At 73.6% G+C, this 24,438-nt stretch carries 19 protein-coding genes and 1 pseudogene; 13 read left to right on the top strand and 7 right to left on the bottom strand.

The annotated features are described in order from the left end of the window. Window positions 1-6: 6 nt before the first annotated feature. The 3 genes from JQX11_RS30910 to JQX11_RS30920 are packed head-to-tail and all read left to right on the top strand — an operon-like array spanning window position 7 to window position 2,939. On the top strand, window positions 7-966 hold the full coding sequence (locus tag JQX11_RS30910) for a hypothetical protein (RefSeq protein WP_204928454.1): 960 nt from the start codon (window positions 7-9) through the stop codon (window positions 964-966). Further along, the gene (locus JQX11_RS30915; RefSeq protein ID WP_307826455.1) at window positions 963-2,273 is read left to right on the top strand and encodes an adenylosuccinate synthetase; all 1,311 of its coding nucleotides are present in this window, start codon (window positions 963-965) and stop codon (window positions 2,271-2,273) included. Before JQX11_RS30910 ends, JQX11_RS30915 begins: the two co-directional genes overlap by 4 nt. Window positions 2,274-2,321: 48 nt before the next feature. Next, on the top strand, window positions 2,322-2,939 hold the full coding sequence (locus JQX11_RS30920; protein ID WP_204928455.1) for a DedA family protein: 618 nt from the start codon (window positions 2,322-2,324) through the stop codon (window positions 2,937-2,939). Window positions 2,940-2,986: 47 nt separating this feature from the next. Here JQX11_RS30920 and JQX11_RS30925 read toward each other — a convergent pair whose 3' ends face one another. Then, entirely contained in the window at window positions 2,987-3,625 is a 639-nt protein-coding gene (locus JQX11_RS30925; RefSeq protein WP_204928456.1) for a TetR/AcrR family transcriptional regulator, read from the bottom strand. A 78-nt stretch (window positions 3,626-3,703) separates the two neighbouring features. Between JQX11_RS30925 and JQX11_RS30930 the strand changes: the two genes are divergently transcribed. The 4 genes from JQX11_RS30930 to JQX11_RS30945 all read left to right on the top strand — a co-directional run bounded on the left by JQX11_RS30930 (window position 3,704) and on the right by JQX11_RS30945 (window position 8,377). After that, window positions 3,704-4,156 carry an SCP2 sterol-binding domain-containing protein gene (locus JQX11_RS30930; protein ID WP_204928457.1) on the top strand — a complete coding sequence of 151 codons (453 nt, stop codon included), beginning with the start codon at window positions 3,704-3,706 and terminating at the stop codon, window positions 4,154-4,156. A gap of 2 nt (window positions 4,157-4,158) precedes the next feature. Further along, window positions 4,159-5,373: an acyl-CoA dehydrogenase family protein gene (locus tag JQX11_RS30935; RefSeq protein WP_204928458.1), complete on the top strand. Its 1,215-nt coding sequence runs from the start codon at window positions 4,159-4,161 to the stop codon at window positions 5,371-5,373. Between the two features lie 149 nt (window positions 5,374-5,522). Continuing rightward, window positions 5,523-7,088 (top strand): AMP-binding protein, encoded by a 1,566-nt coding sequence (locus JQX11_RS30940; protein ID WP_204928459.1) that lies wholly within the window; start codon window positions 5,523-5,525, stop codon window positions 7,086-7,088. 95 nt (window positions 7,089-7,183) lie between these two features. Beyond that, a complete protein-coding gene (locus JQX11_RS30945; RefSeq protein WP_204928460.1) occupies window positions 7,184-8,377 on the top strand; it encodes a serine hydrolase domain-containing protein in 1,194 nt (397 codons plus the stop codon). A 149-nt stretch (window positions 8,378-8,526) separates the two neighbouring features. On the opposite strand, the gene purD is transcribed toward JQX11_RS30945, so the two are convergent. From purD to JQX11_RS30960, 3 genes are all read right to left on the bottom strand, one after another. Continuing rightward, entirely contained in the window at window positions 8,527-9,777 is a 1,251-nt protein-coding gene (gene purD / locus JQX11_RS30950; RefSeq protein ID WP_204928461.1) for a phosphoribosylamine--glycine ligase, read from the bottom strand. Window positions 9,778-10,169: 392 nt separating this feature from the next. Further along, window positions 10,170-11,096: a type IV toxin-antitoxin system AbiEi family antitoxin domain-containing protein gene (locus tag JQX11_RS30955; protein WP_204928462.1), complete on the bottom strand. Its 927-nt coding sequence runs from the start codon at window positions 11,094-11,096 to the stop codon at window positions 10,170-10,172. A gap of 184 nt (window positions 11,097-11,280) precedes the next feature. Then, window positions 11,281-12,570 (bottom strand): adenylosuccinate synthase, encoded by a 1,290-nt coding sequence (locus JQX11_RS30960; protein ID WP_204928463.1) that lies wholly within the window; start codon window positions 12,568-12,570, stop codon window positions 11,281-11,283. Between the two features lie 123 nt (window positions 12,571-12,693). Between JQX11_RS30960 and JQX11_RS30965 the strand changes: the two genes are divergently transcribed. Both JQX11_RS30965 and JQX11_RS30970 read left to right on the top strand, forming a co-directional pair. Further along, window positions 12,694-13,707, top strand: a complete 1,014-nt coding sequence (locus tag JQX11_RS30965; protein ID WP_204928464.1) for a diacylglycerol kinase family protein — start codon at window positions 12,694-12,696, stop codon at window positions 13,705-13,707. Window positions 13,708-14,913: 1,206 nt separating this feature from the next. Then, window positions 14,914-16,332 (top strand): annotated as a pseudogene (locus tag JQX11_RS30970) (MinD/ParA family ATP-binding protein); the annotation flags it as partial. A gap of 55 nt (window positions 16,333-16,387) precedes the next feature. Here the strand turns inward: JQX11_RS30970 and JQX11_RS30975 are convergent. Continuing rightward, the gene (locus tag JQX11_RS30975) at window positions 16,388-16,816 is read right to left on the bottom strand and encodes a DUF3151 domain-containing protein (protein WP_204928465.1); all 429 of its coding nucleotides are present in this window, start codon (window positions 16,814-16,816) and stop codon (window positions 16,388-16,390) included. 308 nt (window positions 16,817-17,124) lie between these two features. Between JQX11_RS30975 and JQX11_RS30980 the strand changes: the two genes are divergently transcribed. Continuing rightward, a complete protein-coding gene (locus tag JQX11_RS30980; RefSeq protein ID WP_204928466.1) occupies window positions 17,125-18,330 on the top strand; it encodes an LOG family protein in 1,206 nt (401 codons plus the stop codon). Between the two features lie 84 nt (window positions 18,331-18,414). Here the strand turns inward: JQX11_RS30980 and fbaA are convergent, their stop codons facing one another. Further along, window positions 18,415-19,437 carry a class II fructose-bisphosphate aldolase gene (gene fbaA, locus JQX11_RS30985; RefSeq protein WP_204928467.1) on the bottom strand — a complete coding sequence of 341 codons (1,023 nt, stop codon included), beginning with the start codon at window positions 19,435-19,437 and terminating at the stop codon, window positions 18,415-18,417. Between the two features lie 144 nt (window positions 19,438-19,581). Then, on the bottom strand, window positions 19,582-19,965 hold the full coding sequence (locus JQX11_RS30990) for a phage holin family protein (protein ID WP_204928468.1): 384 nt from the start codon (window positions 19,963-19,965) through the stop codon (window positions 19,582-19,584). A gap of 124 nt (window positions 19,966-20,089) precedes the next feature. Here JQX11_RS30990 and JQX11_RS30995 point away from each other — a divergent pair, with 124 nt between their 5' ends. From JQX11_RS30995 to JQX11_RS31005, 3 genes are all read left to right on the top strand, one after another. Then, window positions 20,090-20,302 (top strand): hypothetical protein, encoded by a 213-nt coding sequence (locus JQX11_RS30995; RefSeq protein ID WP_204928469.1) that lies wholly within the window; start codon window positions 20,090-20,092, stop codon window positions 20,300-20,302. Between the two features lie 132 nt (window positions 20,303-20,434). After that, complete coding sequence (locus JQX11_RS31000; RefSeq protein ID WP_204928470.1) at window positions 20,435-21,874, top strand: 3' terminal RNA ribose 2'-O-methyltransferase Hen1; 1,440 nt, start codon at window positions 20,435-20,437, stop codon at window positions 21,872-21,874. Next, window positions 21,871-24,381 carry a polynucleotide kinase-phosphatase gene (locus tag JQX11_RS31005; protein WP_204928471.1) on the top strand — a complete coding sequence of 837 codons (2,511 nt, stop codon included), beginning with the start codon at window positions 21,871-21,873 and terminating at the stop codon, window positions 24,379-24,381. Before JQX11_RS31000 ends, JQX11_RS31005 begins: the two co-directional genes overlap by 4 nt. The last annotated feature ends 57 nt before the right edge of the window (window positions 24,382-24,438 follow it).

A 24,438-nucleotide genomic window follows, 5' to 3' on the forward strand; every position in this document is an offset into this window, starting at 1 on the left:
GCTGCCATGGGCAGCGGAATCTGGTCCACCGACGTGTACGACGCCGCCGACCGCTACCGGAAGAAGAAGGGCAAGAGCGCCTTCTCCTACAGCGACGGCGGGGCCCGGACCGTGCACCCGGCGCTCGACCCGCGCGGCGCGGTGCGGGAGAGCCGGGACTCGGCCGAGCACCCGCAGTCGACACCCATCGCGGTGCTGTTCGACGTGACCGGCTCGATGGGGCACGTGCCCCGCACCCTCCAGGCCAAGCTGCCGCAACTGCTCGGGCTGCTGCTGCGCCAGGGCTACGCCCGCGACCCGCAGGTGCTGTTCGGCGCGATCGGCGACGCCACCTGCGACCGGGTGCCGTTGCAGGTGGGGCAGTTCGAGTCGGACAACCGGATGGACGACGACCTCGGCCGGATCGTGCTGGAGGGCGGCGGCGGCGGTCAGATGACCGAGTCGTACGAGCTGGCGATGTACTTCATGGCCCGGCACACGGTCACCGACAGTTGGGAGAAGCGCGGGCGGCGCGGCTACCTGTTCATCATCGGCGACGAGCTGGCGTACCCCCGGGTGAGCCGGCGGGAGGTGAGCCGGCTGATCGGCGACGACCTCGGCGAGGACGTGCCGCTGCGGCAGATCGTCGACGAGGTGACCCGCCGCTGGGACACCTACTACCTGCTCCCCGCCGGCAGCCACTACGCCGGCAACGCCACGGTGCTCGACTTCTGGCGGGACCTGCTCGGACAGCGTGCCGTCGTCCTCGACGACCTGGACGCGGTCTGCGAGACCATCGCGCTCACCGTCGGCCTCGGCGAGCAGGCCATCGACCTGGACGAGGGGCTGCGCGACCTGGACCGGGCCGGCTCCACCGCCGGCCGTACCGTGTCCAAGGCGCTGGCCCCGCTGGGCGGCGGCCGGCGGGCCGAGGTCTCCACGCTGCCTGCCACGTCGCGCCGGGCCGGTGGGGTGACCCGGCTGTGACCGCGCTCCCCGACCCCGGACAACCCGGCCGGCACGTGATCGTGGTCGACCTCGGTTACGGCGACGCCGGCAAGGGCACCGTCGTGGACTGGCTCTGCGCGACCCGCCACGTGCACACCGTGGTGCGGTTCAACGGGGGTGCGCAGGCCGCCCACAACGTGGTGCTGCCCGACGGCAGGCACCACACGTTCGCCCAGTTCGGGGCGGGGACGTTCCGCCCGGGGGTGCGTACCCACCTGGCCCGGCAGCAGGTGGTGGACCCGCTGGCGCTGGCCGCCGAGGCCGACCACCTGGCCTCGGTCGGGGTGCCCGACGCCCTCGACCGGCTGACCGTCGACGGGGAGGCGCTGCTGGCCACGCCGTACCACCGGGCCGCCAACCGGCTCCGGGAGATCGCCCGGGGGGCCGCCCGGCACGGCTCCTGCGGGCTGGGGGTGGGCGAGTCCGTCCGGTACGGGCTCGCCCACCCCGACGAGGCGCCCCGGGTGGCCGACTGCCGGGACCGGGAGCTGCTGCGCCGCCGGCTCACCGTGCTGCGGGACCGGTTGACCGCCGAACTCGGCCCGCTGGACGCCCCGCCGGTGGCGGACTGCCTGCCGGCGTTCACCGCCTTCGCCGACCGGGTGGCGATCGCCGACCGGTCGTACCTGGCCGGGGTGTTGCGGGCGGGGACGGTGGTGTTCGAGGGGGCGCAGGGGGTGCTGCTGGACGAGTGGCACGGCTTCCACCCGTACACCACGTGGAGCACCACCACCTTCGCCAACGCCGAGGACCTGCTCGCCGAGGCGGGGGCGGCCGGGTCGGCGTACCGGCTGGGGGTGGTGCGGACGGTGACCACCCGGCACGGGCCCGGTCCGCTGGTCACCGAGGACCGGACGCTGCCGCTGACCGACCCGCGCAACCCGACCAACCCGTGGCAGGGCCGGTTCCGGTTCGGTCACTTCGACGCCGTCGCCCACCGGTACGCCCTGGACGTGGCCGGCGGGGTGGACGGCCTCGCCCTCACCCACCTCGACCTGACCCGCCCCGACCCGGCCCGCCCGGCGCTGAAGCTGTGCCGCCGCTACGACGGGACCGACCGGTTGCGCCCCGGCCCACCCGGTGACCTGGAGCGGCAGGCGGCCCTCACCGCCCGCCTGCTGACCACCCGCCCGGTGTACGACGCCCCACCGACCGACTGGCCGGCGGCGGTGTCCGAGGCGCTGGCCGCCCCGGTGGTGCTCACCTCGCACGGCCCCACCGCCGCCGACAAGCGGGAGCACGGCAGGTCAGCCGCCGGTCCGCTGCCGGTTCCCCGGGTGGCCTGATCCGGCGACTGGGCCCCCGGCCGGGGGCCCAGCGTCGAGCATGAGGGCATGCAGTCGGTGCTCGACCTGCTCCACCACACCGTCACCTCGCCCTGGGTGTACCTGGTGATCTTCGTGGTGACCGCGGTCGACGCGTTCTTCCCGGCGGTGCCCGGCGAAACCGTCCTGATCACCGCCGGGGTGTTCGCGGCCAGCGGCCACCCGAACCTGGTGGCCGTGATCGCGGTGGCGGCCCTCGGCGCGCTCGCCGGCGACCACGTGTCGTACGGCATAGGCCGGGGCGGCGGCGCGGAGCGGCTGGCCCGGCTGCCCGACGGCAGCCGCCGCCGCAGTGGCTCGGACTGGGCCCGCCGGGCGGTGGACCGGCGGGGCGGTTCGATCCTCACCACCTCCCGCTTCGTGCCGGGCGGCCGGACGGCCGTCACCCTGACCATGGGGGCCGTCCGGTATCCGCTCCTGCGCTTCCTGGTGTTCGACGCCGTCGCCGCCGCGATCTGGAGCCTGTACTGCGGGCTGCTCGGCTACTTCGGTGGGCTGGCCTTCGAACGCGATCCGCTCCGGGGACTGCTCGTCGGCGTCGGGCTCTCGCTGGCCGTCACCGGGGTGTTGGAGCTGGTCCGCTGGATGCGCCTGCGGGCCCGCCGTCGCGCCGCCGCCAACCGCTGACCACTCCGCGCCGGGACCGGTGAGCCGCGCCGGGAGAGTGGGGGCAGTCAGTCCGCCGGGGGTCGCCAGGTGACGCCGTCGAGGAGTTGGGCCGCGCCGAGCCAGCCGACGTTCATCATCCGGGTGGCGGTCTTCTCCGGTTCGGCCTCCGGGTGGTCGGCGAGCCAGTCGGCAAGCGACTCGCTCGCGCCGACCAGGGCGTACGCGACGACCTCCAGCTCGGTCGCGGCGACCTCCCGGTCCCGGGCGCGCAGCGCGTGGTCGAGCATCCCGGCGACCACGTCGACCAGCCGGGCGCGCATCGCGGCCAGCTCGGCGGCGAACGGTTGGGAGCCCCGGGCCTGCCGGTAGAGCACCGCCCAGCCGTCGCGGTGCGCCCCGACGAAGCCGAAGAAGGCCCGCAGGCCGCGCCAGAGCCGCTGGTCGGGCGGGAGGTCGGGGGCGGCGGCCCCGGCGATCGCCAACATCATCCGGGCGGTCTCCCGGTGCAGGCAGGCGATGAAGAGTTCCTCCTTGGTGCCGAGGTAGGCGTAGACCATCGGCTTGGAGATGCCCGCGTCCTCGGCGATCTCGTCCATGCTGGCGGCGTGGAACCCCCGCCGGGAGAAGACCTTGACGGCCGCGTCGAGCATCTGCTGCTCGCGTACGGCGCGGGGGAGGCGCTTGAAGCTCGGCGTGCTGGACACCCTTGCGAGCATACCTACTCGTGCGTAGGGTTACGCGAGAGTAACCAGAACCGGTCCGCCCCGAGAGGTGCAACTTCCATGACTGACTTCGACCCGGCCAACTTCGCCAACTTCGGCCCGAAGGAGTTCGCCCAGCTGGTCAAGTCCACCCCGGACGACAAGATCGCCGAGGTGATGTCCGGCGACCTGCGCGGCAAGGTGCTCAGCGAGGTCTTCAGCCGGATGCCGCAGATCTTCCGCGCCGACCGCGCCGGCGCCACCAACGCGGTCATCCACTGGAACATCACCGGCCGCCCCGACGGTGGCGCCGACACCTACGAGATCGTCATCGAGAACGGCACCTGCACCGTCTCGGAGACCCCCACCCGCGACCCGAAGCTCAGCCTCACCATGGGCCCGGTCGAGTTCCTGAGGATCGTCTCCGGCGGGGCCAACCCGGTGATGATGTTCATGACCGGCAAGCTCAAGGCCAAGGGTGACCTGGGCCTGGCCGCCAACATCGCCAACCTGTTCGACATCCCCAAGGCCTGACGATGGCCGAGTTCTCGCTCGACCTGAACGAGGAACAGCGGGATCTGCGGGACTGGGTGCACGGCTTCGCCGCCGAGGTCGTGCGCCCGGCCGCCGCCGAGTGGGACGCCCGGGAGGAGACCCCCTGGCCGATCATCCAGGAGGCGGCGAAGATCGGCCTGTACGGCTTCGAGTTCCTCGCCACCTGCTGGGCCGACCCCACCGGGCTGTCCCTGCCGATCGCCAGTGAGGAACTCTTCTGGGGCGACGCCGGCATCGGGCTGAGCATCTTCGGCAGCTCGCTCGCCGTCGCCGCCATCTACGGCACCGGCACCCCCGACCAGATGGTCGAATGGGTGCCGCAGTGCTTCGGCACCGTCGACGCCCCCGCCGTCGCCGCGTTCTGCACCACCGAACCGGAGGCCGGCTCCGACGTCTCGGCCATGCGTACCCGCGCCGTCCACGACGAGGCCACCGACGAGTGGGTGCTGAGCGGGCAGAAGGCGTACGCCACCAACGGCGGGATCGCCGGGGTGCACGTGGTCACCGCCTCCGTCGCGCCCGAGCTGGGCTCGCGCGGGCAGGCCGCGTTCGTCGTACCGCCGGGGACAGCCGGGCTGCACGCGACCCGGAAACTGAAGAAACTGGGACTGCGCGCCTCGCACACCGCCGACGTCTTCCTCGACGACGTCCGGGTGCCCGGACGCTGCCTGCTCGGCGGCAAGGACGCGCTGGACGAGCGGCTGGCCCGCGCCCGGTCCGGGCAACGGGCCAGCGGCCAGGCCGCGATGCGCACCTTCGAGCTGTCCCGGCCGACCGTCGGCGCGCAGGCGCTCGGCGTCGCCCGCGCCGCCTACGAGTACGCCCTCGACTACGCCAGGGACCGGGTCCAGTTCGGCCGGCCGATCATTGAGAACCAGGCCGTCGCGTTCGCCCTGGCCGACATGAAGATGGAGATCGACGCCGCCCGGCTGCTGGTCTGGCGGGCGGCCTGGATGGGCCGCAACAACCGGCCGTTCACCGCCGGCGAGGGCTCGATGTCCAAGCTCAAGGCGGGCGAGGTGGCCGTCGCGGTGACCGACCGGGCCGTGCAGCTCCTCGGCGGGGCCGGCTTCCTGCGCGACCACCCGGTCGAACGCTGGTACCGGGACTCCAAGATCTACACCATCTTCGAGGGCACCTCCGAGATCCAACGGCTGGTCATCTCCCGCGCCATCTCCGGCGTCCAGATCCGCTGACCGTCGCCACCGGGCGACCGCCCGGTCACCGCCCGTCCACCGCGGGCGACACCGACTGGGCGGTCGGCCGGCGACGACGCATGATCGGAAAGGAATCCCTGGTGAGGGCCCCGGCCGGCCCCACGTCACACCCCGAAGGAGGTCGCCGGATGGACCTGCCGTTCATCGTGGCCACACTGACCAGGCGGGGACTGCTCACCCCCGGGCACCCCGTCCGGGTCGCCTCGCAACTCGCCGCACTGCGCCAGTGGGGCTGGGGCATGGCCGGCGAACTACGGCAGGCCGCCGCCCGCGACCCCGGCCGGGTCGCCGTCGTCGACGAGCACGGCCACGAACTCACCTACCGGGAACTGCTCGACCGGGCCGAACGGCTCGCCCGGTCGATGCGCAGCGTGCTCGGCGTACAGGCCGGGGACCGGGTAGGGCTGCTGTGCCGCAACCACCACGGGCTGATCGAGGGCATCGTCGCCGCCACCCTGCTCGGCGCCGACGCGGTGCTGGTCAACACCGGACTGTCCGCCGCGCAGCTCGCCACCGTCGCCGAGGAACAACGGCTGCGGGTGCTGGTGCACGACACCGAGTTCGCCGAGCGGGTCCTCGGTGTCCCCGCCGAGGTGCACCGGGTCGACGAACCCGGCCTCGACGCCCTGATCGCCGCCGCGCTCCCCGCCGACCGGCTCACCCCGCCCGCCCACGACGGCCGGACCATCGTGCTGACCTCCGGCACCACCGGCACACCCAAGGGCGCCCGCCGGCCCGTCCCGAACGGCTTCGGCCCGCTGGTGTCCATCATCGACCGCATCCCGCTGCACACCCACGACACCGTGCTGATCGCCGCCCCGATCTTCCACACCTGGGGGTACGCGGCACTCCAGGTCGCCTTCGCGCTGCGCGCCACCATCGTGCTGCACCGCCGGTTCGACCCCGCCGCCACGCTGGACGCGCTCGTGGCGCACCGCTGCCAGGCACTGTTCGCCGTACCGGTGATGGTGCAGCGTCTGCTCGACGTGCCGCCGCCGGACCCGCGACCGGCGCTGACGGTGGTCGCGGTCAGCGGCTCGGCGCTGCCCGGCGGCCTCACCACCCGGTTCATGGACACCTACGGCGACGTCCTCTACAACCTGTACGGCTCGACGGAGGTCTCCTGGGCCGCCATCGCCGGCCCCGCCGAGCTGCGCCAGGCCCCCACCACCGCCGGTCGCCCCCCGCACGGCACCCGCCTGGAGATCGTCGACGACGACGGGAAGCCGGTGCCGGTCGGGCGGGTCGGCCGGATCCTCGTCGGCAACGAGATGCTGTTCGAGGGTTACACCTCGGGGGCCCGTCGGGAGACCCACGACGGGCTGCTCGACACCGGCGACCTCGGCCGGGTCAACGCCGACGGACTGCTCTTCGTCGACGGCCGCGCCGACGACATGATCGTCTCCGGCGGGGAGAACGTGTTCCCGTCCGAGCTGGAGGATCTGCTCACCCGGCTGCCGCAGGTCCGCGAGGCGGCCGTGCTCGGCGTGCCGGACCCGCAGTACGGGCAACGGCTGGCCGCGTTCCTCGCCCTGCACCCCGGCGAGACCCTGGACCCGGAGGCGGTACGCGAGTACGTCCGGCGCTACCTGGCCCGGTTCTCCGTCCCCCGGGACGTGATCTTCGTGAAGTACCTGCCCCGCAACGCCACCGGCAAGGTGCTCACCCGGGAACTGCGCCGCTACTACGGCTGATCTTCCCCGGGGTGGTCTCCCCGAGCCGACGATCGGGGTGTGGCGGGGGACTCTCCCCGATGTCGTCGCGCCCCGTCACCGGCAGGCTCGACGCCATGAAGATCATGAATCGACCGGTCGTGCTCGTCGCCACGGCACTCGGTGCCCTGCTCGCCGTCGCCGCCCCCGGGACGCTCGCCGTCGCCGCCCCCTCTCCCGCCTCCGCCGGTGACCGGCGCGGGGCTGCGGGCTGCCGGCCCGGCACCCTCGACCCGACCCCCGTCGCGCAGGCGATAGCCGGGTTACCCGACGCCGACGCCACCAGCGCCCAGGTCCGGATCACCACGCCCGACGGCTGCTGGACCGGCACCACCGGCGTACGGGACCTGCGCAGCCAGGCACCCGTACCGCCACACGCCCGGTTCCGGGTCGGCAGCGTCACCAAGGCCTTCACCGCGGCCATGGTGCTGCAACTCATGGCCGAGGGCCGGATCGACCTCGACGCGTCGGTGCAGCGGCTCCTGCCGGGGCTGCTCCCCGCCGGTTACCCGACGGTCAGCGTCCGGCAACTGCTCGACCACACCAGCGGCCTGCCCAGCCCACGAATGCCGGACGGCATCGAGTGGCAGCTCGCCCACCGGTACGACAGGTGGACCCCGCAACAGCTGGTCCGGCTCGGCCTGGACAACCCCCGCGAGTTCGAACCCGGCACGAAGCAGCACTACACCAACATGGGCTACATCGTCGCCGGGATGATCATCGAGAAGGTCACCGGCCACCCGTACGCGACGGAACTGGACCGGCGCATCGCCCAACCGCTCGGCCTCAAGGACACCTACGCACCGGGCGACGACCCGCGCATCCGCGGCCCGCACGCCCACGGCTACCAGGCCGTCGACCGGGACGGCCGGACCGAACTCGTCGACGCCACCACCTGGAGCCAGACCTTCACCCCGGCCTCCGGCAACATCATCTCCAGTCTCACCGACCTGGACACCTTCCTCACCGCGCTGTTCGCCGGCCGGGTGGTGCCACCGGCCCAGCTCGGCACGATGTTCACCCTGCCGGGCGTGCCGGACATCGGCGGCGGGCCGGCCCGCTACAGCGCCGGGCTCACCGCGTTCCCGCTGCCCGACGGCGAAACCCTGTGGATCAAGACCGGTTCCCGGTACGGCTACCTCGCCGGGGTCGCCTCCACCCGGGACGGCCGGTTCCGGGTGGAATACTCGATCACCAGCACCGACGCCAAGGGCGAGGACCTCAGCGCCACCGCCCAACGGGTGATCGCCGCCGCCCTGTCCCTGCTCTGACCGCCGACCCGACGGGGCACGACCCGACCGGGGCCGGCACTGCGGGCCGTTGATCGCGGTGGTGGTCGGGCCGGGAGGGTGGCCGTCCGCTCCCGTGTCGTGCCGCGCCCGGCGTCGGGCGGGCGCTGCGGCAGTCGCCCCGGCTGTGGTCAGTCCGGGACGGTGATCCGGCCGTCGATCGCGGTGGCGGCGATGTCGGTGCGGTGGTGCGAGCCGGCCAGCTCGATGCCGCGTACCAGGGCGTAGGCGGCGTCCCGGGCGGCGGTCAGGTCCGGGCCGGTGGCCGTACCGCAGAGGACCCGGCCGCCGGCGGAGAGCAACGCGCCGTCGGCGGCCCGGCGGGCGGTGCCGGCGTGGATGACGCCCGGGTGGTCGGCGCCGGTGATCACGTCACCGGTACGTGGGGTCGCCGGGTAGCCCTCGGCGGCCACCACCACGGTGACGGCCGCACCGTCCCGCCACCGCAGCGGCGGATGCGCGGCCAGCGTGCCCGTCGCGGCGGCGTGCAGCAGCCCGCCGAGCGGGGTCTCCAGCAGCGCCAGCACGACCTGGGTCTCCGGGTCACCGAAGCGGGCGTTGAACTCGATCACCCGGGGGCCGGCGGCGGTGAGCGCCAGCCCGACGTAGAGCAGCCCGGCGAACGGGGTGCCCCGGCGGCGCATCTCGGCGAGCGTCGGGTGGACCACGTCGGCCAGCACCTCGTCGACCAGACCCGGCGGCGCCCACGGCAGCGGCGCGTACGCCCCCATGCCGCCGGTGTTCGGGCCGGCGTCGCCGTCGCCGGCCCGCTTGAAGTCCTGCGCCGGCAGCAGCGGCAGGGCCGCCTCACCGTCGGTCACCACGAACAGGGAGACCTCGGGGCCGGACAGGTACTCCTCGATCACCACCCGACCGCACTCCTGCGCGTGCCGCAGCGCGACGTCCCGGTCATCGGTGACCACCACGCCCTTGCCGGCGGCCAGCCCGTCGTTCTTCACCACGTACGGCGTGCCGAACTCGTCGAGCGCCCGCCCGACGCTCTCCGCGTCCGTGCAGGTGTACGCGCGGGCGGTCGGCACCCCGGCCGCCGTCATGATCTCCTTGGCGAAGGTCTTGGAGCCCTCCAACCGGGCCGCCGCGGCCGACGGGCCGAAGACGGGGACGCCCTTGGCGCGTACCGCGTCGGCGACCCCCGCGACCAGCGGGGCCTCCGGCCCGATCACCACCAGGTCGGCACCGACCTCCACCGCCAACCCGGCCACCGCGGCGGGATCGGCCGGATCGACCTGCCGCAGCTCCGCCACACCCGCGATCCCCGGGTTACCGGGCGCCGCCAGCAGGGCCTCGACCGCCGGGTCCTCGACCAACCCGAGCGCGAGCGCATGCTCCCGCCCGCCACCACCCAGAAGAAGTACGCGCACGGCGACGAATCCTACCCACCACCCCCACCACCCCCCTGCCCTCGCCCCCGCCCCATCCCATCCCACCCTGCCCGTCTCGCCCCGCCCTCGCCCCACCCTCGCCCCGTGCCGCCCCGCCCTGCCCCGCTGATCAAGAGGTTTGCGTCACGTTGAAGATCGACTTTGACGCAAACCTCTTGGTCAGCTGACGCAAACCTCTTGATCACCGTCCGAGGGGTCAGGGGTCAGGGGTGAGGCGAGGTGGAGTCGGGTTGAGCTGGGGCGGGGCGGTATGCCGGGGCGGGGCCGGGCCGGGCTGTGCCGAGACTGGGCAGAGCGGGATGGGATGGGGCAATGCCGAGACGGAGCGGTGCCGAGACACAGGGCGGTGCCGGGACGGGGCAGCCGAGGGCCTAGGGGCGGGAGTGGCCGAAGGCCATGGCCTGGCGGACGGTGTGCGGGATGTAGTCCGGGCGCAGCGCGTCGGACCAGGTGAACCGGAGCACCCGCCAACCGGCGTTGACCAGGCGGTTCTGCCGGCGGCGGTCGGCGAACAGGGCTTCCGGGGTGCCGTGTGGGCCCGCCCCGTCGGCCTCGGCGATCAACCGCGCCGCCCGCCACCCGAGGTCACCAATGCCGAGCAGGTGACCGTCCCCGTCCCGGACCTCCTGTTGCAGCACGTCGGGCGGGACTCCGCCGTCGACGCAGCGCAGCCGCGACCAGGTCTCCAGCGGTGACTGGGCGCGACCGTCCACCTCGGCGAGGTGGCTGCGGGCCGCCGGGGCACCCCGGCGGCCCCGGACGAGCGCCGGAGCGGTGGCCAGGTCCTCCGGGGTGACGAGCCCCCGGTTCAGTGCCGAGTCGAGCACGGACACCGCCGGGTACCGGTCGAGCCGGAGAATCATGTCCGTCACCGTGCGCAACGGCGAGGTCGTGGGAATGCCGGCCACGTCGACGACGTCGCCCGGGGCCACGGTGAACTGGTGGACGACGAGCATCGGGTCGGTGTGCCGTTGCGGCCGGGGCCGGTCCACCGGCACCGACACGTGGACGGCGGATCGGCGTGGCCCGGCGATGTCGTGCAGCGCGAGGGCGCTGTCGAGGACCGCGAAGGCTCCGGGGCCGAGGCTCGTCACCGCCGCCCGGATGCGGGCCCGCCGGGCGATCGCGTCCGGTGGCTGCCCGGCGGGGGCGTAGCAACCACGGGACAGTCGCCTCCACCGCCCGGAGCGGCAGAGTTGCCGGACATGGTGCCGGGTCAGCCCGGCCGCGAGGGCCTGCGACATGGTGACCATGCCGTCCTGCCCGAGGGCGACCCGACGGAGAATTTCGAGCGGCATCACCCCGCCACCCTCACGCCCCGCCCACCCCCACTTCCACCCCTGTGGATAACCCTGTGGACAACCTCCGGATTTCCACAGGTGATCAAGAGGTTCGCGTCATCGGACGGCGAATCCGTGACGCAAACCTCTTGATCACCGGGGCACGGCGGGAGCGGGAAGCGGGGGAGGGAGGCGGGGGGGGTTAGGGGAGGAGGGGGTGGCGGACGACGTTCTCCTCGCGGCCGGGGCCCACGCCCACCACGCTGACCCGGGTGCCGGTGATCTCCTCGATGCGGGCGATGTAGCGGCGGGCGTTCTCCGGCAGCTCGTCCTCGGTGCGCGCCTTGCTGATGTCCTCCCACCAACCGTCGTGCTCTTCGTAGATCGGGGTGGCGTGGTGGAAGTCGGTCTGCGTCATCGGCATGTCGTCGAACCGCTCACCGTTGATCTCGTACCCGACGCAGAGCGGGACCTTGGACAGGCCGGTGAGCACGTCCAGCTTCGTGACGACCAGGTCGGTGACGCCGTTGAGGCGGCACGCGTACCGGGCCACGACGGCGTCGAACCAGCCGCACCGGCGTTCCCGGCCGGTGGTGGTGCCGTACTCGTGGCCGACCTTGCGCAGGTGCTGGCCGTTGTCGTCGAACAGCTCGGTCGGGAACGGGCCCGAACCCACCCGCGTGGTGTACGCCTTGCTCACCGCGATCACCCTGTTGATCGCGGTGGGCGGGATGCCGGCACCCACGCACGCCCCGCCGGCCGTCGGGTTCGACGAGGTCACGAAGGGGTACGTGCCGTGGTCCATGTCGAGCATGGTGGCCTGGGCACCCTCCAGCAGCACCGTCTCGCCCCGGTCCAGGGCGTCCCAGAGCATCACCCGGGTCTCGGCGATGTACGGCCGCAGCCGCTCCGCGTACCGCAGGTACTCCTCGACGGTCTCCTCGACGTCGATCGCCTTGCGGTTGTAGACCTTGAACAGCAGCTGGTTCTTCTCACGCAGCGCGAGTTCCAGCTTCTTGCGCAGGATGCCCGGGTCGAGCAGATCCTGGAGCCGGATGCCCATCCGGGCGACCTTGTCGCCGTACGCCGGGCCGATGCCGCGCCCGGTGGTGCCGATCCGGGCCGAGCCGAGGTAGCGCTCCACCACCCGGTCCAGCGCCCGGTGGTGCGGCATGATCAGGTGCGCGTCGCCGGAGATCCGCAGCCGGGACACGTCCACCCCCCGCTCGGCGAGCCCATCGATCTCGGCGAGCAGCACCTTCGGGTCGACCACCACCCCGTTGCCGATGACAATCATCGCGCTCGGGGAGAGCGCGCCTGACGGCATCAGGTGCAGCGCGTACTTCTGCCCGTCCGGCGTGATCACCGTGTGGCCGGCGTTGTTGCCGCCGGAGTAGCGCACGACGTAGTCGACCCGCTCACCCAGCAGGTCGGTAACCTTGCCCTTGCCCTCGTCGCCCCACTGAGCACCGATGAGCACGATCGCTGGCATCTTTTCCGCCTCCAGAAGGCTCGGGTGCCAGGTGGCGACCGGTTGGCGAGCCCGGGGTGTCAGGCTAACAAGTAGAAACGGCGTGGCCGGCAGGGGTTCACGTCGCGAGGCAGGAGGCCCGGAGTGTACGACGTGGTGCTGCTCACCCTCGGCTCCGAGCGGGACGCTCCCGGTGGGGGCTGCGGCAGCGGCGACGCCTGCTGCGGCGGTGCTCCCGAGGCCACCGGCAAACCGGCCGCGCCGCCGGACGGACAGCGCTGCGAGACGCCGCGCGTACCGGTGCTGGCCTGCGCGGACGCGCTGACCGCACGGGGTGCCCGGGTGGAGACCGTCGTCGCCCGCTCCGACGCCGAGGTCGACGAGGTGCTGGCCCGGCTGGACGCCCCGGCCCGCCCCGACGGCCTCGCCTGGCCCGACCCGGACAGCAAGACCAGGCTGGTCGTCGCCGTCGCCAGCGACGCCCAGTTGCGCGCCGTCGTGCGTCGGCTCGTCCGCCGGTACGCCCCACCGCCCAGCCGCCGTCCCGCCGAACTGGCCGGCAACCGTACGGTGCCCGACCTGCCGCCGATCGGCGTACTCCCGCTCGATCCGGCCCGGGGTGGCCCGCACCGGGACCTGGCCGCGCAGCTCGGCCTGCCCCGGGACCCGGCGGCGGTGGCGGCGGCCGTGCTCGACGGCGGCGTACGCCGGCTCGACCTGCTGCGCAACGACGGCGGTTCGGTGACCCTGGACGGGGCGCTGCTCGGTGCCGCCGACGAGGCGGGCCGGCCGCTGCACTGGCGGGGTCGGGTGGAGGTGGACGACGCGGTGCTCTCCGACGGCGCGGACCCGATCCTGGCCTGCGCGATCGGCAACGCCGGCGGCTACGCCACCCTCGACTCGCTGCCGCTGCTCACCGCCGGCGACCCGGCCGACGGTCGGGTGGAGGTCGCGGTGGCCGTTCCCGTGCCGACCCGCCCGACGTTGGGTAGGAAGAAGAAGATCCGGTACGAGGTCCGGCGGGCCCGGGGCCGGGCGGTGGCGGTGATCCCCCGGGACGAGCGGGTGCCCTTCCTCGACGACGGGGTCGAGGGTGAGCTGAGCCGCAAGCGGTCCTGGTGGACCGAGCCCGGGGCCTGGGCGGTCTTCACCGGCTGACCGTTCCCCACATCCGTCACCCGGCGTAACGGGAACGGGACGGCCTATCCTCGGCGGGAGGAGTGGGGAGGATCCGTGGTGGACGACAACGCCGACCGGGCCGGACAGCCCGGCCAGCAGCCGGGGCCGGAGCGGGACATCGAACCACTCTGGCCGCCCGACCCCCCGGTGCCGCACTGGGCCGCCGAGCCCACGCCGGTCTACCCGCCGACGGCGTACCCGTCGCTCGCGGCGGAGGTCGCGCCCCTGCCGCCCGACGGCGGCTGGGCCCCGCCCGGGGACGGCTGGGTGCCCGACCTGCCCGAGCCGACCCCGTCGACCCACCTTCCCCCGAGGTACGACGACTCCCCGAGGTACGACGACTCCCCCGGCTACGACCCGCCACCCGGCTACGCCCCTCCCGGGTACGCCGCGCCGGAGGATCGTGGCGGTGCGGGCCGGGCGACCGCACCGGCCGGTGGAACGCCGGGCCGGACCGGGCGGGTGGATCTCGACCTGCCCTTCACGTTGGACCCGTCGCTCGCCGGGCCACCGGCACCGCCGGCCCCCGTCGCTCCGCCGCCCGGACCTTCCACGGCTGCTGCGCCGGCCGGGCCCGGGCCGCTGACTCCGGCTGCCCCGCCCGCCGGGCCAGGACCGTCGATGTCGGCTGCGCCGACGCCCCCGCCGAACAGTCCGTCCCATCCCGCCCCACCATCCCCTCCGCGTAACGGGAGCGTCGTGGCCCACGGAGATGACCCGACCGAGTTGAATCCTGGAAGGTTCGGGCCCCCGGCGGGGCCGAAATCCTCCAGGATCCAGGAGGTCGAACCGGCGGTCGTGGCGGCGGTGCCGGCACAGTCCACGGGGCGGGGCGAGTCACCCTGGGCGTTGCCGCCCCAGCGGCTCTCCACCGGGATCGACGAGCCCGACCGGGCCACCGGTCCGGCCACCGCACCGCCGCCCGTCGCCGGTTCCGGTGTCCCCGGCGGGTACCGGGCCGCCACCGGGGACGCCGGCCCGGAGCAACCGGCAGCGGGCTGGCCCGAGTCGGGCGAACCGACGCCACCGGGCCGGCCCGAGCCGACCGCAGCCGGAACGGCCGTCCCCGGGTTCGATCCGCCCGGAACCGGGACGGCAGTTCCCGCCCCGCTCCGACCGGAGTCGACGGACCGCGAGGGACCCGGCCTGCCCGACCAGCCGGCACCCGGCCTGCCCGAGGCATCAGGGTCCGGCCTGCCCGAGCCGTCAGGGTCCGGTCCCGCGCTGCCGGAGCCAGCGGTACCCGGGCTGCCGCTGCCCGGCTCGTCGGCACCGGGCCTCTCACGGCCCGATTTGCCGGCAGCGGGGCTGCCGCTACCCGGGCCCCGCGAACCCGGCCTGCCGGTTCACGGGTACCCGGCACCGGGACAGCAACCCGGACCCGGCCAGCCGGTGCCCGGACCGCCGCAGGCAACAGGGCAACAGACCGCACCGCAGCAGGCAGAAGGACAGCAGGCCGGACCGCAGCAGGTGACGGGTCTGCCGGTTCCGGGGCCGCAACCGGCGGCGGAACAGCCCGCACCGGCGCAGCAGGTGACCGGCGGGTGGTACCGGCCGTCCTGGCCGGAGCCGTCGACCTCCGGCGGGACGCCTCCGGCGTCCCCACCCGCGCCGGTCCATCCCGATCCGCTCACCTCGGTCGGCTACCCCGAGATGGGGTGGTCGCCGGAGAGCGGGATCGCCCCGACCGCCGAGGACTTCGCCCGCCGCCGGCAGATCCGGCCGGCCGAGCCGATCGCCACGATGGGCGTCCGGGCCATGGTCAACAGGATCGGCCTGGTGAAGCTCCCCCCGGGGCAGCACGAGCAGGAGGTGAAGCGGGACATCGAGATGGTGCGCCGCAACTTCGGCGGGCTGCGCCAGGTGACAGTGGTCAATCCCAAGGGCGGGGCCGGCAAAACGGTGGCCATCCTGCTGCTCGCGATGACCTTCGGGCAGAAGCGCGGGGGTTACGTGCTGGCCTGGGACAACAACGAGACCCAGGGCACCCTGGGGATGCGGGCGCAGCAGGACTTCCACTCCCGTACGGTGCGCGACATGCTGCGGGACCTCGGGCAGTTCCAGGGACCGCACGGCCGGATCGGCGACCTGTCGCAGTACGTCCGCTCGCAGGGCGAGGGGATGTTCGACGTGCTCGCCTCGGACGAGTCGGCCACCGGGGGCGAGATGCTGACGGCGGCGGCGTTCGCCGAGATCCGCGAGGTGGTGAGCCGGTTCTACAAGTTGATCTTCGTGGACACCGGGAACAACGTCCGGGCGCAGAACTGGCAGGCCGCGATGGACGCCACCGACCAGTTGGTGGTCACCATGTCGGCCCGTAACGACTCGGCGGAGACGGCCGCCCGGATGCTCGACCACCTGGAGCAGAGCGGCCGGCACCGGCTGGTCCGGCAGGCGGTGACGGTGGTGTCGATGCCCCCGTCACGCAAGGAGATCGACCTGCCGGCCATCCAGGAGCACTTCGCCGCCCGGACGAGGGCGGTGCTGCTCGCGCCGTACGAGCGGCTGATCGACACCGGCGAGCCGATCCGGTACGGCGGGCTCTCCTCGGCCACCCGGGACGCCTGGCTGAAGATCGCGGCAGCGGTGGCCGAGGGCCTCTGACCCTGGTCGGCCGGTCCGCCCCGACAACCGTCGGGGCGGACCGGAGACGGGTCGGTCAGGCGCTGGCGAGGGCGTCCCCGGCGGCCGGGTCGCAGTCGCGGAGGAACTGGGCACACCGGGCGGCCTCGTCCGCCTCGCCGATCTCCCCGGCGGCCCGGGACAGGACGTAGAGGCAGCGCAGGAAGCCCTGGTTCGGGGTGTGCGACCAGGGGACCGGGCCGTGCCCCTTCCAGCCGCTGCGCCGCAACTGGTCCAGGCCCCGGTGGTAACCGGTGCGGGCGTACGCGTACGCCGCGACCACCTGGCCGCCGTCCAGGGCCCGGGTGGCCAGCGCCGCCCAGGCCGCACTGTGCGTCGGGAAGCGGGCCGCGACCTCGGCGTACGCCTCGTCGGTGCCCTGCTCTACGGCAGCGGCCAGCGCGGCGTCCGCGTCGTCGTGCGCGGGCAGGAGAGTGGCCGGAGGCTCAGGCAACAGGTTCTGCATCGCCCCATTCAACCCGCTTCGCCCTGCGGGGCGCGAGGGGGTCGGGTGGGTACGCTGGCTGAACGGTGGAGGTCTACGTCACGTCGGGGACCCCACCGGGTGAACCCTCGGCCCCGTCGGGTGAACCCTCGGCCGACCGTACCGGCCCTGCGGCCCATGCCACCCGAAGATATTTTCCACTACAACTATTGGTCCGGAGCCTCCCCAGGACCCGGTTACGCAGGAGCCCGGCGACCTCGGTCGCCGGGCTCCTGTCGTCGGTACCCCTGCCCCGGTGCGCGGTGGCGGGGTGGGGGCAGGATGGCGGGGTGCCCACCCCACCTCCGGCGGACGTCATCGCGCCGCACGACACCAGTCATGACGAGATCGAGACCCGTGCCGAGTTCGACAGGCACCTGGCCGCCGACAGCCTCGCCGGGCTGACCGTGCAGGGGCTCCGCCTCGATCTCGACCCGGTCCCCGACCTGACCGCCACCGACGTGGCCGGCACGCTCTTCGTCGGCTGCCGGTTCGCCGGCCGGGAGGTCGGCGCGGACCTGGTCCGGCGCGGCGCGAACGTGGTACCGCCCTTCTCCGGCCTGCCGTACCCGACCCAGCCGGCCCACCTCTACACCCCGACCGACCTGGCCGAGGGGTTCGCCACCGCCGGGTTCGCCGGGATGTACGACACCCGGGTCTACGACCACTTCCGCGCCCACGGTGGCGCGCTGCCGGACGTGAAGGAGGCGCTCGGCCAGCGGTTGCACGACCACGGCGTGGACAACGCCCTGGCCGACGCGACCCGGACCTGGCTGTCCACCCACGGGCCGCAGTCGGTGGTGGGGGTGATGGGCGGGCACGCGGTGCCGCGCGGCAGTGTGCCGTACCGGATGGCGGCGGTGCTGGGCTGGGAGCTGGCGCGGGCCGACCGGCTGGTGGTGACCGGCGGCGGCCCCGGGGTGATGGAGGCGGCCAACCTGGGCGCGTTCCTGTCGGCCTGGCCGGCGCAGGAGCTGAACACGGCGATCGACCTGCTGGCGGTGGCCCCCGACTTCACCGACCACGACCGCTACACGGCCGCCGCGCTGGCCGTGCGGGACCGCTACGCGGCGACCGTGCCGCAGCAGCGCGGTCCCGGGGTGGACTGGGCCCGTTCCGGCGGGCTGGCCATCCCCACCTGGCTGTACGGGCACGAACCGGCGAACCTGTTCGCCGGGCGGATCGCCAAGTACTTCTCCAACGCCATCCGGGAGGACACCATCCTGCGGCTGGCCCGGGGCGGGATCGTCTTCGCGCCCGGCCGGGCCGGCACCGTGCAGGAGGTGTTCCAGGCGGCCACGAAGACGTACTACGGCACGGACGGGGCGAGCGGGGCGTACGTCTTCCTCGACCAGGCGTACTGGACCCGGGAGCTGCCGATCGAGTCGTTGCTGCGGCCGTTGTTCGCCGGGTCGCCCTTCGGTGACCTGTCCGGCAGCATCCACCTCACCGACGACGTACGGGAGGCCGTCCGGGTGCTCACCGCGACCGCCTGACGTCCGGCCCGGCCGGTCGGGACCCGAGACGGCGACGGCCGGCACCCCGGGTGGGGAGCCGGCCGTCGACGGGGTACGTCAGGGTCACTTCATCCGGGTGCCGGTGGAGCGCAGGTGCTCGCACGCCTCGACGACCCGGGCGGCGAGACCCGCCTCGGCCAGCTTGCCCCAGGCACGCGGGTCGTACTGCTTCTTGTTGCCGACCTCGCCGTCGATCTTGAGGACGCCGTCGTAGTTGCGGAGCATGTGGTCCGCGACGGGCCGGGTGAAGGCGTACTGGGTGTCGGTGTCGATGTTCATCTTCACCACGCCGTAGTCGAGCGCCTCCCGGATCTCCTCCAGCAGCGAGCCGGAGCCGCCGTGGAAGACCAGGCTGAGCGGCTTGTCCTTGCCGTACTTGGCGCCGACCGCCTCCTGGATCTGGTTGAGGATCTCCGGCCGGAGCTTGACGTTGCCCGGCTTGTAGACGCCGTGCACGTTGCCGAAGGTCAGCGCCGCCATGTAGCGGCCCTTCTCGCCCAGGCCGAGCGCCTCGACCATGGCCAGACCGTCCTCGACGGTGGTGTAGAGCTTGTCGTTGATGGCGTTCTCGACGCCGTCCTCCTCGCCACCGACGACGCCGACCTCGATCTCCAGGACGATCTTGCCCTTGGCGGCCTCGTCGAGGAGCTGGGCGGCGATCTGCAGGTTCTCCGCCACCGGCACGGCCGAGCCGTCCCACATGTGCGACTGGAACAGCGGCTCCTGGCCGCCCTTCACCCGCTCCTGGGAGATGGCCATCAGCGGCCGGACGAACCCGTCCAGCTTGTCCTTCGGGCAGTGGTCGGTGTGCAGCGCGATGTTGACCGGGTACTTCTTGGCCACCTCGTGCGCGTACGCGGCGAACGCCACCGCGCCGGTCACCATGTCCTTGACCGACGGGCCGGACAGGTACTCCGCGCCACCGGTGGACACCTGGATGATGCCGTCGCTCTCCGCGTCGGCGAAGCCCTTCAGCGCCGCGTTCAGGGTCTGCGACGAGGTCACGTTGATCGCGGGGTACGCGTACCGGCCGGCCTTGGCCCGGTCCAGCATCTCCGCGTAAGCCTCGGGGGAAGCGATGGGCATGTGAAACGCTCCTTACTTACCGCTCTCGGCCGCGCTGGCCGCTGTCTTCCATCGGTGCGCCGGACCGCGCTGTCCACCGTCGGCAGTATCCCGTAGGAGGCGTCGGCGGACACAACCGCCCCGGTGACCGTCCACCGCCCGGCCTCACCGGGCCTCCCGGCCGTCCGGCACGGCGACGCTGATCAGCCAGGTCACCACGGCCATCACGATGGCCCCCCAGAAGGCCGGCCAGAAACCGTCCACCCGGAACGACAGGTCGACCGCGCGCGCGATCCGGTCGGTCAGCAGGAACAGCAGGGCGTTCACCACCAGCGCGAACAGCCCGAGGGTGAGCAGGTAGAACACGCAACCGACCACCTTGATCACCGGTTTGAGCACCGCGTTGACCACGCCGAAGATCAGCGCCACCAGCAGCAGGGTGAACGCGGTGTTCGCGCCGTTGCGTCCGGAGACGTCGACCCCCGGCACGATCAGCGTGGTGACCCACAGCGCGATCGCCGTGATCACCAACCGGATCAGGAAGCCCACCGATCCATCCTGACACCGCCCGGCGTCGCCGGTGGGACGTTCCCGCGTTCCCGCGCCCACCGGGCGACCTCCGCCCCCAGCCCGTACGGTGGGGTGGACAGGCCGCCGCAACCAGGGAGGGACGATGGGTCAGCCCGACGAGGACTTCACCCCGAGCGACCACCTCGACCCGCAGGAACGCGACCTGGAGGCCGAGCCGGCCGACGCGGTCGAGCAGGCCGCCGTGATCGGCCCGGACGAGACCGACGCCGAGCCGCACCGGGGCCTGGAGGTCGCCGACTGGGACGCCATGGAGCAGGCCCGGGTGGTCACCGCCGACGAGGACGACTACCGCTGACGGTGCGGGTCCGGCCGGCCGGACAGGGCTGAGAGCAGCCCGCGCCCGGGAAGAAGGACGAGCGGTACCGACGACACCGGGTGCCGGGAAATGAGGACGACGCCGGATCGGCCGCGCTGGGATCATGGGCGCGTGCTGCTCACCCTGACCACCACCCACCAGCCGGCGACGGATCTCGGTTTCCTGCTGGTCAAGCACCCCGACCGGGTGCAGGAGTTCGGCCTGCCGGCGGGCACCGCGCACGTCTTCTACCCGGAGGCGACGGAGCAGCGGTGCACGGCCGCCCTGCTGGTCGAGGTCGATCCGCAGCGCCTCGGGGTGGGGCGGCGGCGGGCGGCGTCCACCCCGGAGAGTTTCACCCTCGGGCAGTACGTCAACGACCGTGCCTACGCCGCGTCGAGCCTGCTGTCCTCCGCGCTGTCCACGGTGTTCCGTTCCGCGCTGCGCGGGGTGTCCCGGGACCGTCCGGAGTTGGCCGGCACGGCGATCCCGCTGAGCATCCGGGTGCCGGTGCTGCGCTGCCGGGGCGGTGCGGAGCTGGCGGTACGGCTGTTCGCCCCGCTCGGCTGGGCGGTGGCCGCAGCCCCGCTCCCGCTCGACGAGCAGCACCCCGAATGGGGTGACAGCCGGTACGTCGACCTCTGCCTGACCGGCACGGTCCGGCTCGCCGACGCCCTCAACCACCTGTACGTCCTGCTGCCGGTGCTGGACGACGCCAAGCACTACTGGGTCGCCCCGGACGAGATCGACAAGCTGCTGCGGGCCGGGGCGGGCTGGCTGGCCGACCACCCCGAGCGGGCGTTGATCACCCGTCGTTACCTGACGCACCGGCGGGCGTTGGCCGGGCGGGCGATGGCCCGGCTGGCCGAGTTACGGCTGGCCGACGTACCCGTGCCGGACGACAGTGTCGACGAGGCCACCGGCCCGGCTGTCGCCGACCCCCGGCGGGCGTCCCTGGCGGTGCGGCGACGTGCGGCGGTGCTCGCCGCGCTGGCGGCCAGCGGCGCGAGCCGGGTGGTGGACCTGGGTTGTGGCGGTGGCGCGCTGCTCACCGCGTTGCTCGCCGACCGGCGTTACACCGAGGTGGTAGGCGTGGACGTCTCTGCCCAGGCGCTGACCGTGGCCGCCCGTCGGCTGCGGCTGGACCGGCTGCCCCAGCGGCAGCAGGACCGGGTCCGGCTGTGGCAGTCGGCGTTGACCTACCGGGACGACCGGTTGCGCGGCTATGACGCGGCGGTGCTGATGGAGGTCGTCGAGCACCTGGACCCGGCCCGGCTGCCCGCGTTGGAGGACGCCGTGCTGGGTCACGCCCGGCCGGGCACGCTCGTGGTGACCACCCCGAACGCGGAGTACAACGTGCGGTACGAGGGGCTGCCGGCGGGCCGGTTCCGGCATCCCGACCACCGGTTCGAGTGGACCCGTGCCGAGTTCGCCGCGTGGGTCGACCGGGTGGCCGCCGAGCACGGCTACACGGCCACGATCAGCGGGGTCGGCGACCCCGACCCGGAGCTGGGCCACCCCACCCAGCTCGCCGTCCTCACCGCCGTGGCCAGCCGGGAGGCGACCCGATGAGCATCCTCGACATTCCCGAACTGGCCCTGGTGGCGCTGGTCGGCGTCTCCGGTTCGGGAAAGTCCACCTTCGCGGCGCGGCACTTCGCGCCGAGTCAGGTGCTCGCCTCGGACGCGTTCCGGGCGATGGTCGCCGACGACGAGAACGACCAGTCCGCCTCCGCCGACGCGTTCGGGGCGCTGCACCACGTGGCGGGGGTCCGGCTGCGGCGGGGTCGGCTGACCGTGGTCGACGCGACGAACCTCCAGCCGCACGCCCGCGCCGGGCTGGTCAGGGTGGCCCGCGAGCATGACGTGCTGCCGGTGGCGATCGTGCTGGACGTGCCGGAGGCGGTGGCCTGGGAACGGACCCGGTCCCGCGCCGACCGGACGCTCGGCCGGCAGGTGCTGGCCCGGATGCAGCGTGACCTGCGCCGGTCGTCCGGGCACCTGGAGCGGGAGGGGTTCCGCAGGGTGCACGTGCTGCGCGGGGTCGAGGAGATCGACGCCGCGCAGGTCCGGCTGGAGAAGCTGTACAACGACCGGCGGGAGCTGACCGGGCCGTTCGACATCGTCGGTGACGTGCACGGGTGCCGGGCGGAGTTGGAGGCGCTGCTGACGCGGCTGGGCTTCGTACTGCACCGCGACGACGCGGGTCGCCCGGTGGACGCGGTGCACCCGGCTGGTCGTACCGCCGTCTTCGTGGGTGACCTGGTGGACCGCGGCCCGGACTCCCCCGGCGTGCTGCGCCTGGTGATGGGCATGGTGGCGGCCGGGCACGCGATCTGCGTGCCGGGCAACCACGAGCACAAGCTGTTGCGCAAGCTGCGGGGCCAGGACGTCAGGCTCACCCACGGCCTGGCCGAGACGATGGACCAGCTCGCCGCCGAGGACCCGACGTTCGTGGCCGGGGTGGCGACCTTCATCGACGGCCTGGTCAGCCACTTCGTGCTGGACGGCGGCCGGCTGGTGGTGGCGCACGCCGGCCTGAAGGAGGCGTACCACGGCCGCGCGTCGGGCCGGGTCCGCTCGTTCGCGCTCTGGGGCGAGACCACCGGCGAGACCGACGAGTACGGCCTGCCGGTGCGCTACCCGTGGGCGCGCGACTACCGGGGGGCGGCGACTGTCGTGTACGGGCACACCCCGACCCCGACCCCGGAATGGGTCAACAACACGATCTGCGTCGACACCGGTTGCGTCTTCGGCGGGAGGCTCACCGCGTTGCGCTACCCCGAGCGGGAGCTGGTGGCGGTCGACGCCCAGCGGGAGTGGTACGCCCCGGCGCGACCGCTGTTCGCCCCGACCCGCCCGGACACGGTGCTCGACCTGGCCGACGTGACCGGGCGGCGGCACCTGGAGCACGCCTACGGGACGCTGACCGTGCCGGCGGAGAACGCCGCCGCCGCGCTGGAGGTGATGAGCCGGTTCGCGGTGGACCCGGCCCGGCTGGTCTGGTTGCCGCCGACGATGGCGCCCTGCTCGACGTCGACCGTGCCGGGGTTCCTGGAGCACCCGACGCAGGCGTTCGAGGATTACCGGTCGGCCGGCGTGCAGCGGGTGGTGTGCGAGGAGAAGCACATGGGTTCCCGGGCGGTGGTGCTGGTCGAGCGGGAACCCGGCCGGTTCGGCGGTGGGGTGGTGCACACCCGTACCGGTCGGCCGTTCTTCGGCCCGCCGCTGGACGGGGAGCTGCTGGACCGGGTCCGGGCGGCGGTCGGCGCGGCCGGCTTGTGGGACGAGCTGGGCACCGACCGGCTGCTGCTGGACTGTGAGCTGCTGCCCTGGTCGGCGAAGGCGACCGGGCTGATCCGCGAGCAGTACGCCGGGGTCGGGGCGGCCGGGCGGGCGGCGCTGCCGGCGGCTCTCGCCGCGCTGGACTCGGCGGCGGCTCGGGGACTGCCGGTGGCCGCGCTGCGGGACCGGATGGCGGCCCGGCAGGCGGAGGTCGACGGCTACTCGGCGGCCTACCGCGCGTACGTGGCACCCACCGAGGGGTTGCGCGGGGTGACCCTGGCGCCGTTCGCGGTGCTCGCCGGGGCGACGGTGACCTTCACCGACCGGGACCACGGGTGGCACCTGTCGTTGGCCGACCGGCTCTGCGCGGCCGACCCGGAGTTCTTCACGCCGACCCGACGGCAGGTGGTGGAGCTGGACGACGAGGCGGCGGTGGCGGCGGCCATCGGGTGGTGGTCGACGCTGACCGCAGCCGGTGGCGAGGGGATGGTGGTCAAGCCGTACGCCGGTCCGGCCGCCCGGTCGGCGCGCGGTTCGCTGCTCCAGCCGGGGATCAAGTGCCGGGGCCGGGAGTACCTGCGGATCATCTACGGTCCGGGTTACACCGATCCGGCGCAGCTCACCGCGCTGCGTCGCCGTTCCCTGGGGCGCAAGCGTGGCCTGGCGCTGCGCGAGCACGCGCTCGGTCTGGCCGCCCTGGACGCCTACGTCGCCGATGCGCCGCTGTGGCGTCGGCACGAGCTGGTCTTCGCGATCCTCGCCTGCGAGTCGGAGCCGGTCGACCCCCGGCTCTGACCGCCCCTCCCCTGGCGGGACGGGCGGGCGGGGTGGGCCTTCGGGGTGGATCCGTCG

This window comes from Micromonospora humida (assembly GCF_016901255.1).
GTDB classification, from domain to species: domain Bacteria; phylum Actinomycetota; class Actinomycetes; order Mycobacteriales; family Micromonosporaceae; genus Micromonospora; species Micromonospora wenchangensis.